Genomic DNA, 18,581 nt, shown 5'->3' with positions numbered 1-18,581 from the left:
GCCCCCTGTTTCGGCATTCCTCAACCCCTCATTCAGGCCCCCGGTTGATGGTGGGAGCCGGTGCCGGGGAAGAGTACGCTCAGCGGTACCGAACGACCGCCTTCCACCACCATCGCCGCATGCTCCCGCCGCAGCAGCCTCGGCTCGGGCACACCGCATGCGTGGGCAATGAGTTCGACCTCATGCACCAGATTGTCATGGTAGTGCCGCACCCTTTCAGCCTTGTCTTCCGGTACCAGCCCGCGCTGCAGCTCCGGATTGTGGGTCGTCACGCCGGCCGGGCAGGTATTGCGGTTGCATTGCATCGCCTGAATGCAGCCCAGTGAAAACATGAAACCACGGGCATTGACGACGAAATCCGCTCCGATACAGATGGCGGCGGCCACATCGGTCGGGTTGATCAGCTTGCCGGAGGCGACCACCCGCACCCGCTCGCGCAAGCCATGCTCCGACAGCTTGTTGACCAGGATCGGCAGACTTTCGCGCAACGGCAGGCCAACGCTGTCCATCAGCGGCATCGGTGCCGCGCCGGTCCCGCCATCGGAGCCGTCCAGGGTGATGAAATCCGGTGCCGATTTCGGCCCGCGCCGCAGAATCACCTGACACAGATCCTCGAGCCAGCCGGTCGAGCCGAGGACGAGTTTGACACCACAGGGTTTGCCGGTGACGCTGCGCACTCGCTCGATCATGTCCAGCAGGTCGTCGATGGAGTCGATCTCCGGATGGCGGTTCGGGCTGATCGACGCCTGGCCCGCGGGGATGCCGCGAATTTCCGACACCTCGGCCGTCACCTTCTCCGCCGGCAATATGCCTCCCTTGCCCGGCTTTGCGCCCTGACTGAGCTTGAGCTCGAACATCCTCACCTGGCGAATGGCCGCCTTTTCCCTCAGTTTCTCGTCGGACAGCCGGCCATGCTCGTCCCTGACACCATATTTCGCCGTCCCGATCTGCACCACCAGATCGCAGCCCCCTCCAGATGATAGGGCGTCAGTCCCCCTCGCCCGTGTTCATCCAACACCCCGCCAACTGGGCGCCTTGGGACAGTGCCCGCACGGCCGGACGCGAAAGGGCGCCGTAACTCATGCCGGATATATTGAAAAAGGATGGGGCGTCGTAAGGCTCGCGGCAGTATGGGCCGATCCGCATCGGCATGGAGCGGGCACTGTCCTCAGACAGCGTCGGGAAGGGGCAGTTAAGGAAATAGTAGGTGCCGGGCTGTCGCAGATCGCGGGTCGAGCCGAAGGCGGTGGTATTGTCGATATTCTTGGCGGCACGATAGACCCAGGAGCGCTGGGCACGATTGAACGGCAGCTCTTCCCGATCCATGGCGAAAAAGTACTGGCGGAAAAACTCGCCCAGGTGCTCGAACAGGTAGCGAAAACGGCCCACCAGCGGGAAATTACGGCGGATACTGTGGCGGGTCTGGCGCTTGTCGATCTGGTACATCGCCAGCGCGGTTAAAGCGAGCCCGGCCAGGAACAGCAGGAAAAGCACACCGACGACAGCAGTGAAATGAATCGCGAAAGAGGTGACGGCATCGGTCATGAGGCGCCTCGGCAAGCCTTGGAAGGGCTCTATGCTACCCGTGCGGGCGGAAGGCGTGAAGCGCGTAGGAGCCGCGCCTCGCGGCGAAGGGCGTAGGATGGGGAGAGCCGCCAGCACTGCCCACGGGCCGGCTCTCTCGGGGCGTGTGGCGGTGTACCCCATCATAGGCGCCGCAGGCGCCTTGCCATCGGACGGCAGGTGATCATCCGGAAGGCAATACGACGGGCCATAACATTCGTCCCTGAATATGCGACCCAAACAAACATGATCGTTATAGCTGTACAGGAATCGCGCCGCCCGGCGAGTTCATTCGCCCGGAGGCCGGACGTTAACGACTCACCACTCACCGCTTACTCCAGAAACAACAGCGCCCACCGGTCGGTGGGCGCTGTTGTTTCGGTCAACCCGATCAGACCAGCTGCTTCAGCGCGATCTCGAAGGCCGTGCTGGCGATCCGGACCGGCTCGCGGGATTCGCCGTGGGTCTTGGCCAGGGCATCACGCACCGTGGCCGAGACATCGGCGAAGATTGCCTCGTCGGAGATCTCGGCCCTGTCCTGCATCAGGAAGGCGAACACCCGGGCCATGCCGCAGTTGGCGATGAAATCCGGCAGGACGCTGACCCTGGAATCGGCGTATTCGTAGATCGAGCCGTAGAAGATCTCCGGATCGTTGAACGGCACGTTGGCGCCGCAGGAGACCACTTCGAGGCCATTGTCGGCCATGCGGTCGACCTGGTCGCGGGTCACCAGTCGCGATGCAGCGCAGGGCAGGAAAATCTCGGCTCCCATATCCCAGATACGCGCCTGGACCTCTTCGAACGACAGCAGCCTGTCCGCGTCGAGCTGATTGCCTTTCTTGTTCAGGAACAGTTCGCGTACCTGCTCGAACGACAGCCCTTCCGGCTCGATAAGGCCGCCGGCACGGTCGATGATGCCGACGATACGCGCGCCCTGCTGCGCCAGGTAGTAGGCAGCCGCGGAACCGACATTGCCCCAGCCCTGAACGATCACGCGCTTGTTGCGCACATCGCCGCCATAGATGTTGTAGTAGTGGTGCACGGCCTCGGCCACACCCCAGCCGGTGATCAGATCCGCGACCACGTACTTGCGGCCGTAGTCCGGGGTATAACGGCTGTCCTCGACAATCTTGGCGACGCCCAGACGCAGCTGACCGACCTTCTGGATCTGCTCGCTGGTGGTCGGATTGAAATGGCCATTGACCACACCTTCCTGCGGATGCCAGAGACCGTAGCTCTCGGTGATCGGGATCACCTCGTGCACCTCGTCGACATTGAGATCGCCGCCGGTGCCGTAGTAGGTTTTCAGCAGTGGCGCCACGGCCTTGTACCAGCGCTTGAGCACCTCGTGCTTGCGCGGATCGGCCGGGTCGAAGTCGATACCGGACTTGGCGCCGCCGATGGCCGGGCCCGAGACCGAGAACTTCACCTCCATGGTCTTGGCCAGGGATTCGACCTCGTGACGATCCAGCCCCTTGCGCATGCGGGTACCGCCGCCGGCCGCACCGCCGCGCAGCGAGTTGATCACCACCCAGCCCCGGGCTTCGGTTTCGGCATCGTGCCACTCGAAGACGATTTCCGGCGCCTTGTTTTCAAATTTCTGCAGTAGTTCTTTCATCGTATCAAACCTGTTTATTGCGGGACCGGACCCTCGGGCCCGGCCGGTTCCGGGAATCGATCAGAGGTTGTAGAGGAACAGCACCAGTACGCCGACCGGCGTCAGGTAACGCAGCACGAACAGCCAGAGACGGTGACCTTTACCGCCGCCCAGTTCCTCTTCGCTGGAGGACTTCTTCATGATCCAGCCGACGAAAACGGCAGTCAGCAGGGCCACGACCGGCATCATCACGTTGGCGGTCAGGAAGTCGTAAAGGTCGAACAGCGTCTTGCCCTCGAAGCGCTCGAAGGCGTCGAGCGGTGTGAAGCCGGACCAGACATTCAGCGACAGTACCGTGGTCAGGCCTACAAACCATGCCGCCAGGCCGCCGACGATGGCCGACTTGGCGCGCCTCATGCCGTGCTCCTCGAGCCATTTGACCACCGACTCCAGCATCGACAGCGCCGAGGTCCAGGCGGCGAACAGCAGCAGTACGAAGAACAGCGTGGCGAAGAAGCTGCCGCCCGGCATCTGGCCGAACGCCACCGGCAGGGTATTGAAGATCAGGCCGGGACCGGCGCCGGGTTCGAGGCCGTTGGCAAAGACGATCGGGAAGATCGCCAGCCCCGCCATCAGCGCCACGCCGGTGTCCATGAACGCCACCGTCAGCGAGGTGCGGGCAATCGAAACGCCCTTCGGCAGGTAGGCGCCGTAGGCCATCATCGAACCGCTGGCCAGGCTCAGGGTGAAGAAGGCGTGCCCCAGCGCCACCAGTACGGCCTCGGCGGTCAGGCTGGAGAAGTCCGGCTCGAACAGGAAGCTCACCGCCGCGCCGAAGTGCGTGGTCGTCATGCCATAGCCCACCAGCAGGATCAGCAGCGCCAGCAATGCCGGCATCAGCCAGGTCACGGCACGCTCCAGGCCATGGCGCACGCCGCCAATCGAGACCAGCACCGCCAGCGCCATGAACAGGCTGTGCCAGACCGTCAGTTCGATGGGCGAGGCCAGCAGATCGCCGAACATCTGGCCGGCCCGGTCGGCGTCGACGCCGGCCAGGTCGCCCTGGATGGCGTGGAAGATATAGGGAATGGTCCAGCCCGCGATCACGCTGTAGAACGACAGGATCAGAAACGCCGCCAGGGTCGCCAGCCAGCCGATCGCCTTCCAGTGGCTCGAGACGCCTTCCTGGCGGGCGACTTCGCGCATGCTGTTGATCGGGCTGTGACGGCCGCGACGGCCGAGCATCACCTCGGCCATCATGATCGGAATGCCGATCACCGCGATGCAGACCAGGTAGACCAGCACGAAGGCGCCGCCGCCGTTCTCGCCGGTGATGTACGGAAATTTCCAGATATTGCCGAGGCCGACGGCGGAGCCGGCAGCCGCGAGTATAAAGGCCAGTCGGGACGACCAGAGCGCCGGGGCGGGTGCAGCGCCCGCCACCTGCGAGGCAGTAGTGGTAGTAGACAAGGGTAGAGTCCTGTTTTTAGCGTTATTATCGGTGCCCACACGGCCCGATCAGGGCCGGCGGGCCGACAATCCCGGGTAGGGGATCATCGACAGCACAGAAGAAAACCGGTTTAGCGCAGGTTAATGGCAAACCTACGCGTCTGCGGCAAGCACGCCGCGGCGAATCTGGTCTTCCTCGATCGATTCGAACAGCGCCTGGAAATTGCCTTCGCCGAATCCTTCATTGCCCTTGCGCTGAATGATCTCGAAAAAGATCGGACCGATCACGGTATCGGTGAAGATCTGCAACAGCAGCCCCTGGCCCTGGGTCGGGGCGCCGTCGATGAGGATGCTCTCGCGGTGCAGCCGGACCAGGTCCTCGCCATGACCCGGCAGACGCTGATCGACTTTCTCGTAGTAGGTATCCGGCGTCGACAGGAAGGCCACGCCGCGCGCGCGCAGGGCTTCGACCGTCTCGTAGATGTTGCCGGTGCCCAGGGCGATGTGCTGGATGCCCTCGCCGTTGTATTCCTTGAGAAACTCCTCGATCTGGCTCTTGTCGTCGGACGACTCGTTGATCGGGATGCGAATCTTGCCGCAGGGGCTGGTCATGGCGCGGGACTTGAGGCCCGTCAGCTTGCCTTCGATATCGAAATAGCGCACTTCCCTGAAATTGAAATGCCGCTCGTAAAAACCGGCCCAGAGGTCCATGTTGCCCTTGGCGACGTTGTGGGTCAGGTGGTCGATATAGGTCAGGCCCGCACCTTTCGGGTGCTGATCGACGCCCGGAATCGGACGGAAGTCGATATCGTAGATATCCTTATCGCCGTAACGGTCGACCAGGTAGATCAGCGAACCGCCGATGCCTTCGACCGCCGGAATATGCAGCTCCATGGGACCTGCCCCCGACTCGACCGGCGTCGCACCGCCGGCCACCAGCGCATCGCGTGCCGCCCCGGCATCGGCGACACGGAATGCCATCGCATTGGCACAGGGGCCGTGGTCACGGGCGAAGGCCTCGGCGCGGCTATGGGGCTCGGCATTGAGGATGAAGTTGATATCGCCCTGGCGGTACAGGGTCACGTTCTTGCTGCGGTGACGGGCAACGGCGACGAAGCCCATCTTTTCGAACAGCGCGGCCAGCTTTTCCGGCTCGCTGGAGGCATACTCGACGAATTCGAAGCCGTCGGTGCCCAGGGGTTGTCCCAGAGGTCGGTGGTGGTCGCAGCGGATTGTGCAAGGCCCATTGTTGTTATCTCCTTCAGTCCCGTCGTTCTGGTAAAAATTGACTTAAGTCAATCGATGGGGAGATAGCTTAGAGGATCGGCCGCGCGTTTTTTTGCAAAGTGCGCCCGAAATGCTTAACTTTCACAAGATTCCCGCATCCTGGAGTCATAAATCGTGAGAACCTCGCATCAGGTCGAGTTGGACCGTCTGGACATCAGAATTCTCGAGGCGCTGCAGCAGAATGGCCGGCTCAGCAATGTCGAGTTGTCGGAGCTGGTTCACCTGTCGCCGTCGCAGTGCCAGCGGCGGCGTCAGAAGCTGGAGGAATCCGGCGTGGTGCAGAGGTATGTGGCCCAACTGGACCCGGAAAGGGTCGGGCTGGGCGTCATGGCGCTGGTCAGCGTGTCGCTCGACAAGCACAGCGAGAAGATTGCCGAAGACTTCCGCCGGGCAATCATCGAATACCCGGAAGTGTTGGAGTGCTGGGGCGTGGCCGGCGATGCCGACTACATGCTCAAGGTGATCGCGCCGGACCTCAAGGCCTTCGCCGATATCACGCTGCATCGTCTGCTGAACCTGCCGATGGTCTCGAACGTCAAATCCAACCTGCTGCTGCAGACGCTGAAATCGACGACCGAGCTGCCGATCCGGTGGTGACGGGAGGGTTGTAGGAACGTAGGGTGGAATGAGCGAAGCGAATTCCACCGGTGATGTCAGCTCGCAGCGAAACCAAAGAGTCGAACCGAGGTGCCCGCCGAAAGCCCCGGTGGAATTCGCGCCTTCGGCGCTCATTCCACCCTACCCGGGATCAGACCATGCGGAGAGTTACATACGTAGGCGCGTCAAACCCGCAGCAGCAGGTATTCCCGTTCCCAGGAGCTGATGACCTTGGCGAAGGCCTCGTATTCGGCCAGCTTGACGGCGATGAAGGCGCGCACGAAGCGCTCGCCGAGGATCTCCTGCAGCGGCTGGCAGGCGGCCAGCAGACGCAACCCCTCCTCGAGGGTACGGGCGATCTCGACGCGGCTGTTGTGGCCGTAGGCACTGCCTTCGGCCGGTGCCGATGGCTGCAGCTGCTCCTTCATGCCCAGGTAGCCACAGGCCAGCGACAGCGCGATGGCCAGGTAGGGATTGGCATCGGCGCCGGCAAAGCGGTTCTCGATACGGGTCGCTTCCCGCGGCGAATCGGGCACCCGAAGCCCGGTGGTGCGGTTGTCGAGCCCCCACTGCAGATTGATCGGCGCCGCGATATCGGGCACAAAGCGGCGGTAGGAGTTGACGTTCGGCGCGAAGAAGCCGATCGCCGCCGGCACATATTTCTGCAGCCCACCAATATAGTGATAGAAACGGTCGCTGAAACGTCCATTGTCACCGGCAAAGAGGTTCCGGCCGGTACGGCTGTCGATCAGGCTCTGGTGAATATGCATCGAGCTGCCAGGCTCGCGCTCCATCGGCTTGGCCATGAAGGTGGCGTAGATATCGTGCTCGAGCGCCGTCTCGCGCAGCGTGCGCTTGAAGGTAAAGACCTGATCGGCCAGCGCAAGGGCGTCGCCGTGCTTGAAGTTGATCTCCATCTGACCGGCACCGGATTCGTGGATCAGCGTATCGACATCGAGCGCCTGTCGCTCGCAGTAGCGGTAGAGGGTGTCGATCACCGGATCGAACTCGTTGACCGCATCGATGCTGTAGGACTGGCGGGCCACCTCGTAACGGCCCGAACGGCCGATCGGCGCCTTGAGTTCGTAGTCGGGGTCGAGGTTTTTCTGCACCAGGTAGAACTCGACCTCGGGCGCCACCACAGGGGTCAGACCTTCGGCTTCATACAGTGCCAGCACCCGGCGCAGCACGCTGCGGGTCGACAGCGGATGCTGATTGCCTTCGCTGTCGTAGCAGTCGAAGATCAGCTGCGCCGTGGGCTCCTTGGCCCAGGGCGCCAGCCGCAGGGTACTTGGATCAGGCTGCAGAACCATATCCCTGTCCGCCGGGTCCACCAGCTGATCGTGCTCCTCCGACCAGTCGCCGGTCACGGTCTGGATCAGGATGCTTTCCGGCAGTCGCGCCCTCGGTTCGGCGATGAACTTGCGCGTCGGCAGGAACTTGCCCCGGGCGTTGCCGGTCATGTCCGGCACCAGGCATTCAATTTCACTGATGCTGTGTTGCTGCAGGAACTTCTTGACGATATCCATGGCGTAAATCCGATTACCCCGGTTGATCGAATTGTAGAGCAAGATGGCGGCGGACTAATATTCGCTTAACTACAGCCCGAGCGCTGCGACGATGAACGACTCGACACTTGCGCCCCGGCCCGCTCGTCAGGGCCTGGACAGCAACAACTACTATGCCGCCACGGCCAGGCCAGGGCCGGTCTGCACAGCGCTGGAGGGAGAGACGACGGCCGATGTCTGCGTTATCGGCGGCGGCTATACCGGACTCTCGGCGGCACTGCACCTGGCCGAACGGGGTTACCGGGTGGTGCTGCTGGAAGCCGGCCGCATCGGCCAGGGCGCCTCGGGCCGCAATGGCGGCGGTGTGCGTCGGGCAGAACCAGGACCAGGGCAGCCTCGAGCGCATGCTCGGACCGACCCATGCCCGGGCGCTCTGGGAGCTGTCGCTCGAAGCGGTCGCGCTGGTACGGAACCTGATCCTTCAGCACCGGATCGACTGCGACCTCAAGTCCGGTATCCTGCATACCGCTTTCAAGGCCTCCCACCTGGAACCGATGCAACGCGCGGTCGAGAAGCTGCAACGCGACTATGGTTACGAGGGCGTAAGGTTCGTGCCCCGCGCCGAGCTCGAGCCCATGCTGGGAACCGACCGCTACCATGGCGCCCAGCTGTTCAGCGACGCCCTCCACCTGCACCCCCTGAATTATGCCCTGGGCCTCGCAACCGCCGCCGTTGCGAGGGGCGTGCGGATCCATGAATCAAGCCGGGTGCTGCGCTACCAAACAGGCCCCGCCCCCGTATCGAAACGGCAGGCGGTACGGTCAGGGCCGAGTATGTCGTGCTGGCCTGCAATGCCTATCTCGGCCAGCTGGAGCCCCGTATCGCGGGCAAGATAATGCCGATCAACAACTTCATTCTCGCCACCGAGGCGCTGGACGAGGGGACGGCACGCGCCCTGATTCGCGACGATGTCGCCGTGGCCGACTCCCGTTTCGTGGTCAACTATTTCCGCCTCTCCGCCGACCGGCGTCTGCTGTTCGGCGGCGGCGAGAACTACAGCAATCGCTTCCCCGGCAATATTGCCGACTTTGTGCGCAGGCACCTGCTCGAAGTCTATCCGCAACTGGCCGGTACCGGCATCGACTATGCCTGGGGCGGGGCCCTCGCCATCACGCTGAATCGACTGCCGTTTTTTCGTCGCCTCGACCCGTCGCTGTTCGTGGCCCAGGGCTACTCCGGTCACGGCATCGCCCTGGCCACCCTCGGCGGCAAACTGATCGCCGAGGCCGTCAGCGGCAGTGCCGAACGCTTCGACGTCATGGCCGCAATACCGACACCGACCTTTCCCGGGGGACCCTGTTGCGCTGGCCCATGCTGGTCACCGGCATGCTCTACTACTCGTTGCGTGACCGCTTTTGACCGTTCACCCCAGCAACGCCACCGCCTTGATCAGCGCGTAGACCCTTTGCCCTTCCCGCAGCGCCAGCTGGCTGACCGAGTAGGCGGAGACTTCGGCCGCGAGCATCTGGCCATCGGCGAGAATACCGCTTACCAGTACCCGCCCTTCGCGTGGCGGATGAATCCGGGTGATCCGCAGGTCCAGCTGATTGAGGATGGAAATGTCGCCAGGCTTGCGGGTGGCCAGACTGACGTCCGAGGCCAGTATGCGCAGGCGGGCCCGCTCAACCGGCCGTTGCAGAGGTTTGACCAGCCACAGCCGCAGGCCGTTGAAATCGAAAGGGGTGCGGCCATCGTCGAGGGGTCGCCGACGCGACCATGAAGGATACTCGCGGCCCCCTCCTCGGCGAACAGCGGCGAATCGGGCCGTGCCAGCGCCTGCTGCAGGCGCTCGATCCGCTCGATACGCCCGTCGCTCATGAAGATCACGCGGTCGGCGAGTCGCTCGACCTCGTCGGCGGCATGAGTGACGTAGAAGATCGGCACGCCGGACCGCAAGGCCAGTTGTTCGGTAAAGGGCAGAATCTGCCGTTTTGCCTGCCGGTCCAGTGCCGACAGCGGCTCGTCCATCAGCAGCAGATCGGGACTGGCCAACAGTGCCCGGCCGATGGCGACGCGCTGGCGCTGTCCGCCGGAAAGCGCGGTCGCCGGACGTTCGAGCAACGCCGCCAGGCCGAGCCAGTCGATCACCTCGGCCGGGCGGATACGCCGCCGCTCTGCCGGCAGCCGTTTCCAGCCATAGAGCAGGTTGCCCTCAACCGACAGGTGCGGGAACAGGCTGGCCTCCTGGAAGACATAACCCAGCGAGCGCCGGTGGGTCGGCACGAAATGGTCGCCATCCTGCCAGCGGCGGTCGCCGAGGCGAAAATGCCCGCTGGCCCGCTCCAGTCCCGCCATCGCCCGCAGCAGGCTCGTCTTGCCGCAGCCAGACGGGCCGAACAGCGCCGTTACCCCGGCAAGCGGCAGGCTGAATTCGACATCGAGACTGAACCCCGGACGCACGAGTTTGAAGGCCGCCTCGATTGTCATGGATGCACCACCGAAAAACGCCGGTTGAACAGATAGACCACCAGCAGGGTCGCGAACGACAGCAGCAGCAGCAGTGCCGAGAGCTGATGCGCCTGGGCGTACTCCAGGGTTTCGACATGCTCGTAGATGGCGATCGAGACCACCTGGGTCAGGCCCGGTATGTTGCCCCCGATCATCAGCACCACGCCGAACTCGCCGAGGGTATGGGCGAATCCCAGTATCGTCGCGGTCAGGAAACCGCTGCGGGCCAGCGGCACCACGACGCTGATAAAGGCGTCCCGGGGCGGGGCACCGAGAGTGGCCGCGACTTCGAGTGGTCGACGGCCGATAGCCGAGAAGGCGCCCTGCAACGGCTGCACGACGAAGGGCAACGAATAGACCGCCGAGCCCAGCACCAGACCGCTGAAGCTGAATGCCAGACCGCGGTCGAACCAGCGCCCGATGGGACCGTCGGGGCCAATCGCCAGCAACAGATAGAAGCCGAGCACCGTGGGCGGCAGCACCAGCGGCAGCGCCACCAGCGCCTCGATCAGCACCTTGCCGCGCCAGCGGCTCTGACTGAGCCACCAGGCCAGCGGCGTACCCAGCACCAGCAGGAGCGCCGTGGTCACGGCCGCCAGCTGGACGGTGATCCAGAGTGCCGCGATATCCTGCTCGCTGAACATCAATCAGCGCCCTTCCATCTGCGGCGCCAGGGTGCCGTAGCCATAGCTTTCGATCAACGCCCGGGCTGCGGGGGTGCGCATATGGTCGAGCAGTGCCGTCACGGCTTCACCTTCGCGCAGCTGTACCGCCTGCTGCACGACAGGTTCGTGGAAGTCGGCCGGCACACGCCAGTACGAGCCCGCTGTGTATTCACCGTTACGGTAGACCTGGGATCTGGCGACAAAGCCCAGCGCCGCATTGCCGCTGTGGACATACTGGTAGGCCTGGCCGATATTCTCGCCCCGCACCAGTCTGCCCTCCAGATTCGCCCAGAGACCGAGCCGTTCCAGTGTCTGCTGTGCAGCCCGGCCGTAAGGTGCAGTCTTGGGGTTGGCGATCGACAGATAGTCGAACGGAGCCGCTTCCAGTACCTCGGGGCCGCCGTCGATCAGATCCGGCTGCGGGCTCCAGAGCACCAGCTCCCCCAGCGCATAGGTGAAGCGGCTGCCCGCCAGTGCCACGCCCTCCTGCTCGAGCAGCTCGGGACGCCTGTCATCGGCGGCAAGGAACAGGTCGAAGGGCGCGCCGTTTTTGATCTGGGCATAGAGCTTGCCCGTCGCACCGGACGACAGCGTCACCTCATGGCCGGTCTCGCGCTCGAAATCGGCTGCCAGCTCGCGCATCACCTCGACGAAGTTGGTCGCCACCGCAACGCGAATTTCGTCAGCATGGCCCGGCACCGACAGACTCAGCAACCCTGCCAGCAACCCCGCGAAAGCCGCCCTTTTCATTCTGTTTCGTCCCTCACTCAGCACATGGTTATATTTTTATTTATATAGCGAATGGGTTGAATTTAGCGTTATATAAAAATTAATACAACCACTGGAGCCAGGGATCGGCAGGCGCCACAATAGGCTTTTGTCCGGACGGAATGAGCGATGGAACTGGATATCCTGCTGACCCTGCAGACGCAGGGCCGGGACTTCATCAACCCGAAACGCATCCGCCTGCTCGAGGCGATACGCACCGAGGGATCGATCAGCCGTGGCGCCAAGGCTGCGGGCGTCAGCTACAAGTTCGCCTGGGATGCCGTCGCCGAGATGAACGCCCTGGCCGACCGGCCGCTGGTCAGCCGGGAAACCGGAGGCAGGGGCGGTGGCGGCGCCGAGCTGACCGATTATGGCGAGCGGCTGCTCAAGATATACCGGCTGCTCGGCGAGATCGAGGCGATGGCGGTCGCCGCGGTGCAGGACGAGCGGGTCTCTCTCGACAGCCTGCTGTCGGTGGTCAGCCGCTTCGGCCTGCAGACCAGCGCCCGCAACCAGCTGTTCGGTCGCGTCGAACGCCTGAAGCCGGAAGACATCAGCCACAAGGTCAGCGTGCGCCTGGACGGCGGCGAACTGATCCATGCCGATATCACCGAGCGCAGCGCACGGCGGCTGAACCTGGCTGTCGGCAAGGAGGTGCTGGCGCTGGTCAAGGCCCCTGGGTATGGCTCGAGCCCGCGGACGTGGAGCGAGAAGACGTGCGGGACAACCGCCTGGCCGGCACCCTGGCCGGGATCGAGCGGGGCACCGAATTCGACGAGTACCGGATCGAACTGGACGGCGGAGAACCGCTCTGCGCTCTGGTGCCCCGGAACAGGGCCGCCGGACTTTCCTTCAAAACAGGCGACGCCCTTTACGCCTGCTTCGCGCCCGATCAGGTGATCCTGGCGACGCTGGGGTGACGGGGGACAATTGAAAATGGCTATCGGTTCTATAGAGACAAATAAACTCTGCTTACCCCTCCAACTGCTACATTGGATCTGGCGCATCTAGAAAGTGAGCGGAGAATATCAATGAGCAACAATACAAACAGCTCTGCCGGCAAGTGTCCCGTCATGCATGGCGGCAACACCGCAGCCGGGACTTCCAGCATGGACTGGTGGCCCAAGGCTCTGAACCTGGACATTCTTCACCAGCATGACACCAAGACCGACCCTCTGGGGGAAGCGTTCGATTATGCTGAAGCATTCAAAACGCTGGATCTCGAGGCGGTCAAGAACGACCTCAAGGCATTGATGACCGACAGCCAGGACTGGTGGCCGGCCGACTGGGGGCACTACGGCGGCCTGATGATACGGATGGCCTGGCACGCCGCCGGCAGCTACCGTATCGCCGATGGCCGTGGCGGCGCCGGTACCGGCAACCAGCGTTTCGCGCCGCTGAACTCCTGGCCCGACAACGCCAACCTCGACAAGGCCCGCCGTCTGCTGTGGCCGATCAAGAAGAAGTACGGCAACAGGCTGTCCTGGGCCGACCTGATGATCCTGGCCGGCAATATGGCCTACGAGTCCATGGGACTCAAGATCTTCGGTTTCGGCGGTGGCCGGGCCGATATCTGGCACCCCGAAAAAGACACCTACTGGGGCTCGGAGAAAGAGTGGCTGGCGCCCACAGACAACCCCAACAGCCGCTACTCCGGCGAACGCGATCTCGAAAACCCGCTGGCCGCCGTGATGATGGGGCTGATCTACGTCAACCCTGAAGGCGTGGACGGCAAGCCGGACCCGCTGAAAACCGCCGCGGACGTGCGGGTGACCTTCGCCCGCATGGCGATGAACGACGAGGAAACCGTGGCCCTGACCGCCGGCGGTCACACCGTCGGCAAGACCCATGGCAACGGCAACGCCGAAAACCTTGGCCCCGAACCCGAAGCGGCCGGCCTGGAAGAGCAGGGCCTGGGCTGGAACAACCACAAAGCCCGGGGCATCGGCCGCGATACCGTCACCAGCGGTATCGAGGGCGCCTGGACCACCCATCCCACCCGGTGGGACAGCGGCTATTTCGATATGCTGCTCAATCACGAGTGGGAACTGAAAAAGAGCCCGGCCGGCGCCTGGCAGTGGGAGCCCGTCGACATCAACGAAGAGGACATGCCGGTGGACGTCGAGGACCCGTCCATCCGCCGCAAGCCGATCATGACCGATGCCGACATGGCGATGAAGATGGACCCGGAATACCGCAAGATTTCCGAGCGCTTCCATAAGGACCCCGACTATTTATCCGAAGTCTTCGCCCGCGCCTGGTTCAAACTGACCCACCGCGATATGGGGCCGAAGAGCCGCTACCTGGGGCCCGACGTGCCGGCCGAAGACCTGATCTGGCAGGATCCGGTCCCTGCGGTGGACTACAGCCTGAGCGAAAAAGAAGTCTCAGACCTCAAGGCGAAGATCCTGTCGAGTGGCCTGAGCGTCTCAGAACTCGTTTGCACCGCCTGGGACAGCGCCCGCACCTTCCGCGGCTCAGACTACCGCGGCGGTGCCAACGGCGCCCGTATCCGCCTGGCACCGCAGAAGGACTGGGAAGGCAACGAGCCCGCAAGGCTGCAGAAGGTACTCAAGGTACTCGAAGGCATCCGGTCTGACCTCGACAAGAAGGTCAGCCTGGCCGACCTGATCGTGCTGGGCGGCAGCGCCGCCGTCGAGAAAGCCGCCAAAGATGCCGGTGTGGACATCAAAGTGCCCTTCGCACCGGGCCGTGGCGACGCCAGCCAGGACATGACCGATGTGGACTCCTTCGAACCGCTGGAACCGCTGCATGACGGTTACCGCAACTGGGTGAAGCAGGATTATGTGGTCACCCCGGAAGAGATGCTGCTGGACCGTACTCAGCTGCTGGGGCTGACGGCACCGGAAATGACCGCGCTGATCGGCGGTATGCGGGTGCTGGGCACCAACCATGGCGGCAGCAAAGAGGGTGTCTTCACCGATCGGGAAGGCGTGCTGACGAACGATTTCTTCGTCAACCTGACCGACATGAACTACAACTGGAAACCGGCCAGCAACAATCTCTACGAGATCTGCGAGCGCAAGAGCGGCACGGTGAAATGGACCGCCACCCGGGTCGACCTGGTTTTCGGCTCCAACTCGATCCTGCGCGCCTACGCCGAAGTCTATGCCCAGGACGATGCCAGGAGAAGTTCGTCCAGGACTTCGTCAAGGCCTGGACCAAGGTGATGAACGCCGATCGCTTCGATCTGAAGTGATCGGCAGGTGACGCGTCACCGCCAGGGATGGCGGGAGGCCGCCCCGCGGGTGTGCTGGCAACGCAGAAGCAGTTGCCAGTAAACGCGTCACCTCAGCGACCGTTACTCCACCGTCACCGACTTGGCGAGGTTGCGCGGCTGGTCGACGTCGGTGCCCTTGAGCACGGCGACGTGGTAGGACAGCAGCTGCAACGGCAGGGTATAGACGATCGGCTCGAGAATGCCCGGCACCGGCGGCAGCTCCAGCACCTGGACGCCCTCCTCCGGCAGCACCTCGTCGCTGCAACCGGCGAAGACGAACAGCTCGCCGCCGCGCGCCTTCACTTCCTGCAGGTTGGCCTTGAGCTTGTCGAGCATCTCGTTGCGCGGTGCCACCGTGACGACCGGCATGTCCTTGTCGACCAGCGCCAGCGGACCATGCTTCAACTCACCGGCGGCGTAGGCCTCGGCATGTATATAGGAGATCTCCTTGAGCTTGAGCGCGCCTTCCATCGCCACCGGATTGAGGGTGCCGCGGCCCAGGAACAGAGCATGTTGCTTTTCCGCGAAGGCCTGGGACATCTTTTCGATCGCCGGATCCAGGCTCAGTACCCGCTCCAGCAGCGCCGGCAGCTGCTTCAGCTCGTCAACGATACGCGCTTCGGTCTCGGGCGCCAGGCCGTGGCGGCGGCCCAGCACCAGGGTGGTCAGCAGCAGCGCCACCAGCTGGGTGGTGAAGGCCTTGGTCGAGGCGACACCGATCTCGGGCCCGGCATTGGTCATCAGGCACAGATCCGATTCGCGCACCAGCGAGCTGCCCGGTACGTTGCAGATTGCCAGGCTCGCCAGCACCCGGTCGCGCACTTCGCGCAGCGCCGCCAGGGTATCGGCGGTCTCGCCGGACTGGGAGATACTGACGAACAGCGTGCCCGGCGGCAGCACCACCTTGCGGTAGCGGAATTCGCTGGCAACCTCGACCATGCAGGGAATTCCGGCCAGGTCTTCGATCCAGTACCTGGCGATCAGGCCGGCATGGTAGCTGGTGCCGCAGGCCACGATCTGCACCTGCCTCACCTGGTCGAAGATCTCCGCCGCACCGGTGCCGAAGGCCTGCTCCAGCACGCTGTCCTTGCCCAGGCGGCCTTCCATTGCGGCATGCACCACCTTCGGTTGCTCGTAGATCTCCTTGAGCATGTAGTGCTTGTACTCACCCTTGTCGACGCTGCCGGAACCGTGCTGGAACTGCAGGATCGGCCGTTCGACCGACTCGCCCTTGGCATTCCAGATCTCAATGCCGAGGCGCTTGAGGCGGGCGACATCACCCTCTTCGAGGTAGATAAAGCGGTCGGTGACCTGCAGCAGTGCCAGCGGATCGGAGCCGATGAAGTTCTCGCCGATGCCGACGCCGATCACCAGCGGACTGCCCTTGCGGGCGGTGATCAGCTCGCCCGGGAAATCCTGGTGCATCACGCCGAGGGCAAAGGCACCGTCGAGACGGGCCACCGTCTTGCGCACCGCGTCGAGGATGCTGTCACCTTCCTGTACCGCGCTGTCGAGCAGATGGGCGATCACTTCGGTGTCGGTATCGGAGCTGAATTCGTAGCCCTGGGCCTGGAGGTCGCGCTTAAGCGCCTCGAAATTCTCGATGATGCCGTTATGCACCACCGCCAGCCGGGAACCTGACATATGCGGATGGGCATTGTTCTCGGTCGGCTTGCCGTGGGTCGCCCAGCGGGTATGGGCGATGCCGAGTTGGCCGTCGAGCGGGCTCTCGGCCAGCGCATCGGCCAGCGCCTGCACCTTGCCGGCGCGGCGCAACCTGTTGATCTGATCGCCGTCCCAGACCGCCATGCCGGCCGAGTCGTATCCGCGGTATTCGAGACGGCGCAGCCCCTCGAGCAGTATTTCCGAAACCGGGCGCGCCGCTATAGCGCCTACTATTCCACACATATCCTTAGTCCTTCTGTTTTACCGGGCGCTGCCAGTTGTCGAGGTTTCTTTGCTTTCCACGCGCAACGGACAGACTCTGCTCCGGCACATCCCTGGTAATGGTCGAGCCGGCGCCGACGGTGGCGCCGGCTCCGATCGTCACCGGCGCCACCAGCGCACTGTTGGAGCCGATAAAGGCGCCGTCCCCGATCTCGGTGCGGAACTTGTTGACGCCATCGTAGTTGCAGGTGATGGTGCCGGCGCCGACATTGACGCCCTGCCCGATCTCTGCGTCGCCGATATAGGTCAGATGATTGACCTTCGAGCCCTCGCCGATGCGGGCCTTCTTGGTTTCGACGAAATTGCCGACCTTTGCCCCCGGGCCAGCTCGGTGCCGGGGCGCAGCCGGGCGAAGGGACCGATATCGCAGCCGGCGTCCACGACCGCATCCTCGATCACCGAATTCGCCCTGATGACCGTGCCGGCGCCGATGGAGGCATTGCGGATGCTGCAGTTCGGACCGATCTCGACACCGTCTGCGAGCTGCACCCTGCCCTCGAAAACGCAGTTGATATCGATCACCACATCGCGGCCGGCACTGAGGGTGCCGCGCAGGTCGACACGCGCCGGATCCAGCAACGTCACCCCTTCCGACATCAGCCGCCCGGCTTCGCGGCGCTGATACCAGCGTTCCAGCTCGGCTTGCTGCTGGCGGTTGTTGACTCCTGAACTTCCTGCTCGTGCGCCGGCTGGATCGCCTCGATGCGCACCCCTTCGGACGCCGCCATCGCGATGACGTCGGTCAGATAGTACTCGCCCTGGGCATTGTGGCTCGACAGCTGCGGCAGCCAATCGGCCAGCAGCCGGGTCGGCAGTGCCAGGATGCCGGTATTGACCTCGGATACGGCGCGCTGGGCCTCGCTGGCGTCCTTGTGCTCGACGATGGCGACGACGGCACCGAGATCGTCGCGGATAATCCGGCCATAACCGGACGGATCTCCAAGCTCGACGGTCAGCAGTCCGAGATGTCCCTGGGCAGCGATGCGGATCAGCTGCTGCAGGGTTTCGCCGCGGGTCAGCGGCACGTCGCCGTAGAGCACCAGGCTGATGCCGTCGCGATCGACCGCGTCCATCGCCTGGGCCACCGCATGGCCGGTGCCAAGCTGTTCGGCCTGAAGCGCGAAACTGACGGCCTGGCCATGCAGCGCCTCGCGCACCTGGTCGGCACCATGGCCGACCACCACATGCAGCCGGGCCCCTTCGAGCGCGGCGGCCGTATCGATCACGTGCTGCACCATCGGCTTGCCGCCGACCGGGTGCAGGACCTTGGGTTTGTCCGATTTCATACGGCTGCCCTGCCCGGCCGCCAGTATTATCACATCCACTGACATCTGTTGCTGATCCCTGGTCCGGCGCTTTGTTGCCGGACGATTGCTGAATTGTGTTTGGCCCGCTGACTTTATCTGATACAAAGGTAGATTCAATACAGCTTGTCAGTAATTTTTTGACAA

At 63.6% G+C, this 18,581-nt stretch carries 12 protein-coding genes and 6 pseudogenes; 7 read left to right on the top strand and 11 right to left on the bottom strand.

What is annotated here, in order from left to right:
• Nucleotides 1–32 precede the first annotated feature (32 nt).
• The 4 genes and pseudogenes from ACFQDL_RS11550 to hppD all read right to left on the bottom strand — a co-directional run bounded on the left by ACFQDL_RS11550 (nucleotide 33) and on the right by hppD (nucleotide 5,842).
• Nucleotides 33–1,545, bottom strand: a pseudogene (locus ACFQDL_RS11550) (FMN-binding glutamate synthase family protein).
• 409 nt (nucleotides 1,546–1,954) lie between these two features.
• Complete coding sequence (locus tag ACFQDL_RS11545; RefSeq protein ID WP_379909142.1) at nucleotides 1,955–3,181, bottom strand: Glu/Leu/Phe/Val dehydrogenase dimerization domain-containing protein; 1,227 nt, start codon at nucleotides 3,179–3,181, stop codon at nucleotides 1,955–1,957.
• Nucleotides 3,182–3,241: 60 nt separating this feature from the next.
• Nucleotides 3,242–4,630 (bottom strand): sodium-dependent transporter, encoded by a 1,389-nt coding sequence (locus ACFQDL_RS11540; RefSeq protein ID WP_379909141.1) that lies wholly within the window; start codon nucleotides 4,628–4,630, stop codon nucleotides 3,242–3,244.
• A gap of 132 nt (nucleotides 4,631–4,762) precedes the next feature.
• Nucleotides 4,763–5,842, bottom strand: a complete 1,080-nt coding sequence (hppD, locus tag ACFQDL_RS11535) for a 4-hydroxyphenylpyruvate dioxygenase (protein ID WP_379913029.1) — start codon at nucleotides 5,840–5,842, stop codon at nucleotides 4,763–4,765.
• A 168-nt stretch (nucleotides 5,843–6,010) separates the two neighbouring features.
• Here hppD and ACFQDL_RS11530 point away from each other — a divergent pair, with 168 nt between their 5' ends.
• Complete coding sequence (locus ACFQDL_RS11530) at nucleotides 6,011–6,493, top strand: Lrp/AsnC family transcriptional regulator (RefSeq protein ID WP_379909140.1); 483 nt, start codon at nucleotides 6,011–6,013, stop codon at nucleotides 6,491–6,493.
• Between the two features lie 185 nt (nucleotides 6,494–6,678).
• On the opposite strand, the gene ACFQDL_RS11525 is transcribed toward ACFQDL_RS11530, so the two are convergent.
• Nucleotides 6,679–8,022, bottom strand: coding sequence for a glutamine synthetase family protein (locus ACFQDL_RS11525; RefSeq protein ID WP_379909139.1), 1,344 nt, complete (start codon nucleotides 8,020–8,022; stop codon nucleotides 6,679–6,681).
• 91 nt (nucleotides 8,023–8,113) lie between these two features.
• Between ACFQDL_RS11525 and ACFQDL_RS11520 the strand changes: the two are divergent.
• From ACFQDL_RS11520 to ACFQDL_RS11510, 3 genes and pseudogenes are all read left to right on the top strand, one after another.
• Nucleotides 8,114–8,320, top strand: a pseudogene (locus ACFQDL_RS11520) (FAD-dependent oxidoreductase); the annotation flags it as partial.
• Nucleotides 8,235–8,897: an NAD(P)/FAD-dependent oxidoreductase gene (locus tag ACFQDL_RS11515; RefSeq protein ID WP_379909138.1), complete on the top strand. Its 663-nt coding sequence runs from the start codon at nucleotides 8,235–8,237 to the stop codon at nucleotides 8,895–8,897. The pseudogene ACFQDL_RS11520 and the gene ACFQDL_RS11515, both read left to right, overlap by 86 nt.
• Nucleotides 8,840–9,226 (top strand): annotated as a pseudogene (locus tag ACFQDL_RS11510) (NAD(P)/FAD-dependent oxidoreductase); the annotation flags it as partial. The gene ACFQDL_RS11515 and the pseudogene ACFQDL_RS11510, both read left to right, overlap by 58 nt.
• 198 nt (nucleotides 9,227–9,424) lie before the next feature.
• Here the strand turns inward: ACFQDL_RS11510 and ACFQDL_RS11505 are convergent.
• Genes ACFQDL_RS11505 through modA form a run of 4 tightly spaced genes read right to left on the bottom strand, consistent with a single transcriptional unit; the run spans nucleotide 9,425 to nucleotide 11,924 of the window.
• Complete coding sequence (locus tag ACFQDL_RS11505; RefSeq protein ID WP_379913027.1) at nucleotides 9,425–9,583, bottom strand: TOBE domain-containing protein; 159 nt, start codon at nucleotides 9,581–9,583, stop codon at nucleotides 9,425–9,427.
• Complete coding sequence (gene modC / locus ACFQDL_RS11500; protein ID WP_379909137.1) at nucleotides 9,550–10,488, bottom strand: molybdenum ABC transporter ATP-binding protein; 939 nt, start codon at nucleotides 10,486–10,488, stop codon at nucleotides 9,550–9,552. Before modC ends, ACFQDL_RS11505 begins: the two co-directional genes overlap by 34 nt.
• The gene (gene modB, locus ACFQDL_RS11495) at nucleotides 10,485–11,153 is read right to left on the bottom strand and encodes a molybdate ABC transporter permease subunit (protein ID WP_379909136.1); all 669 of its coding nucleotides are present in this window, start codon (nucleotides 11,151–11,153) and stop codon (nucleotides 10,485–10,487) included. Before modB ends, modC begins: the two co-directional genes overlap by 4 nt.
• Nucleotides 11,154–11,156: 3 nt before the next feature.
• Nucleotides 11,157–11,924, bottom strand: coding sequence for a molybdate ABC transporter substrate-binding protein (gene modA, locus ACFQDL_RS11490; protein ID WP_379909135.1), 768 nt, complete (start codon nucleotides 11,922–11,924; stop codon nucleotides 11,157–11,159).
• 147 nt (nucleotides 11,925–12,071) lie between these two features.
• On the opposite strand from modA, the pseudogene ACFQDL_RS11485 reads away from it, so the two are divergent.
• From ACFQDL_RS11485 to katG, 3 genes and pseudogenes are all read left to right on the top strand, one after another.
• Nucleotides 12,072–12,608 (top strand): annotated as a pseudogene (locus tag ACFQDL_RS11485) (TOBE domain-containing protein); the annotation flags it as partial.
• A gap of 35 nt (nucleotides 12,609–12,643) precedes the next feature.
• Nucleotides 12,644–12,862, top strand: a complete 219-nt coding sequence (locus ACFQDL_RS11480) for a TOBE domain-containing protein (RefSeq protein WP_379909134.1) — start codon at nucleotides 12,644–12,646, stop codon at nucleotides 12,860–12,862.
• Between the two features lie 111 nt (nucleotides 12,863–12,973).
• Nucleotides 12,974–15,162, top strand: a pseudogene (gene katG / locus ACFQDL_RS11475) (catalase/peroxidase HPI).
• Between the two features lie 102 nt (nucleotides 15,163–15,264).
• On the opposite strand, the gene glmS reads toward katG, so the two are convergent.
• Nucleotides 15,265–17,091, bottom strand: a complete 1,827-nt coding sequence (glmS, locus tag ACFQDL_RS11470; protein WP_379909133.1) for a glutamine--fructose-6-phosphate transaminase (isomerizing) — start codon at nucleotides 17,089–17,091, stop codon at nucleotides 15,265–15,267.
• Nucleotides 17,092–17,095: 4 nt separating this feature from the next.
• Nucleotides 17,096–18,461, bottom strand: a pseudogene (glmU, locus tag ACFQDL_RS11465) (bifunctional UDP-N-acetylglucosamine diphosphorylase/glucosamine-1-phosphate N-acetyltransferase GlmU).
• Between the last annotated feature and the right edge of the window lie 120 nt (nucleotides 18,462–18,581).

Source organism: Marinobacterium aestuariivivens (assembly GCF_042661465.1).
GTDB classification, from domain to species: Bacteria; Pseudomonadota; Gammaproteobacteria; order Pseudomonadales; family Balneatricaceae; genus Marinobacterium_A; species Marinobacterium_A aestuariivivens.
This window is presented reverse-complemented; position numbering and strand designations above follow the sequence as displayed.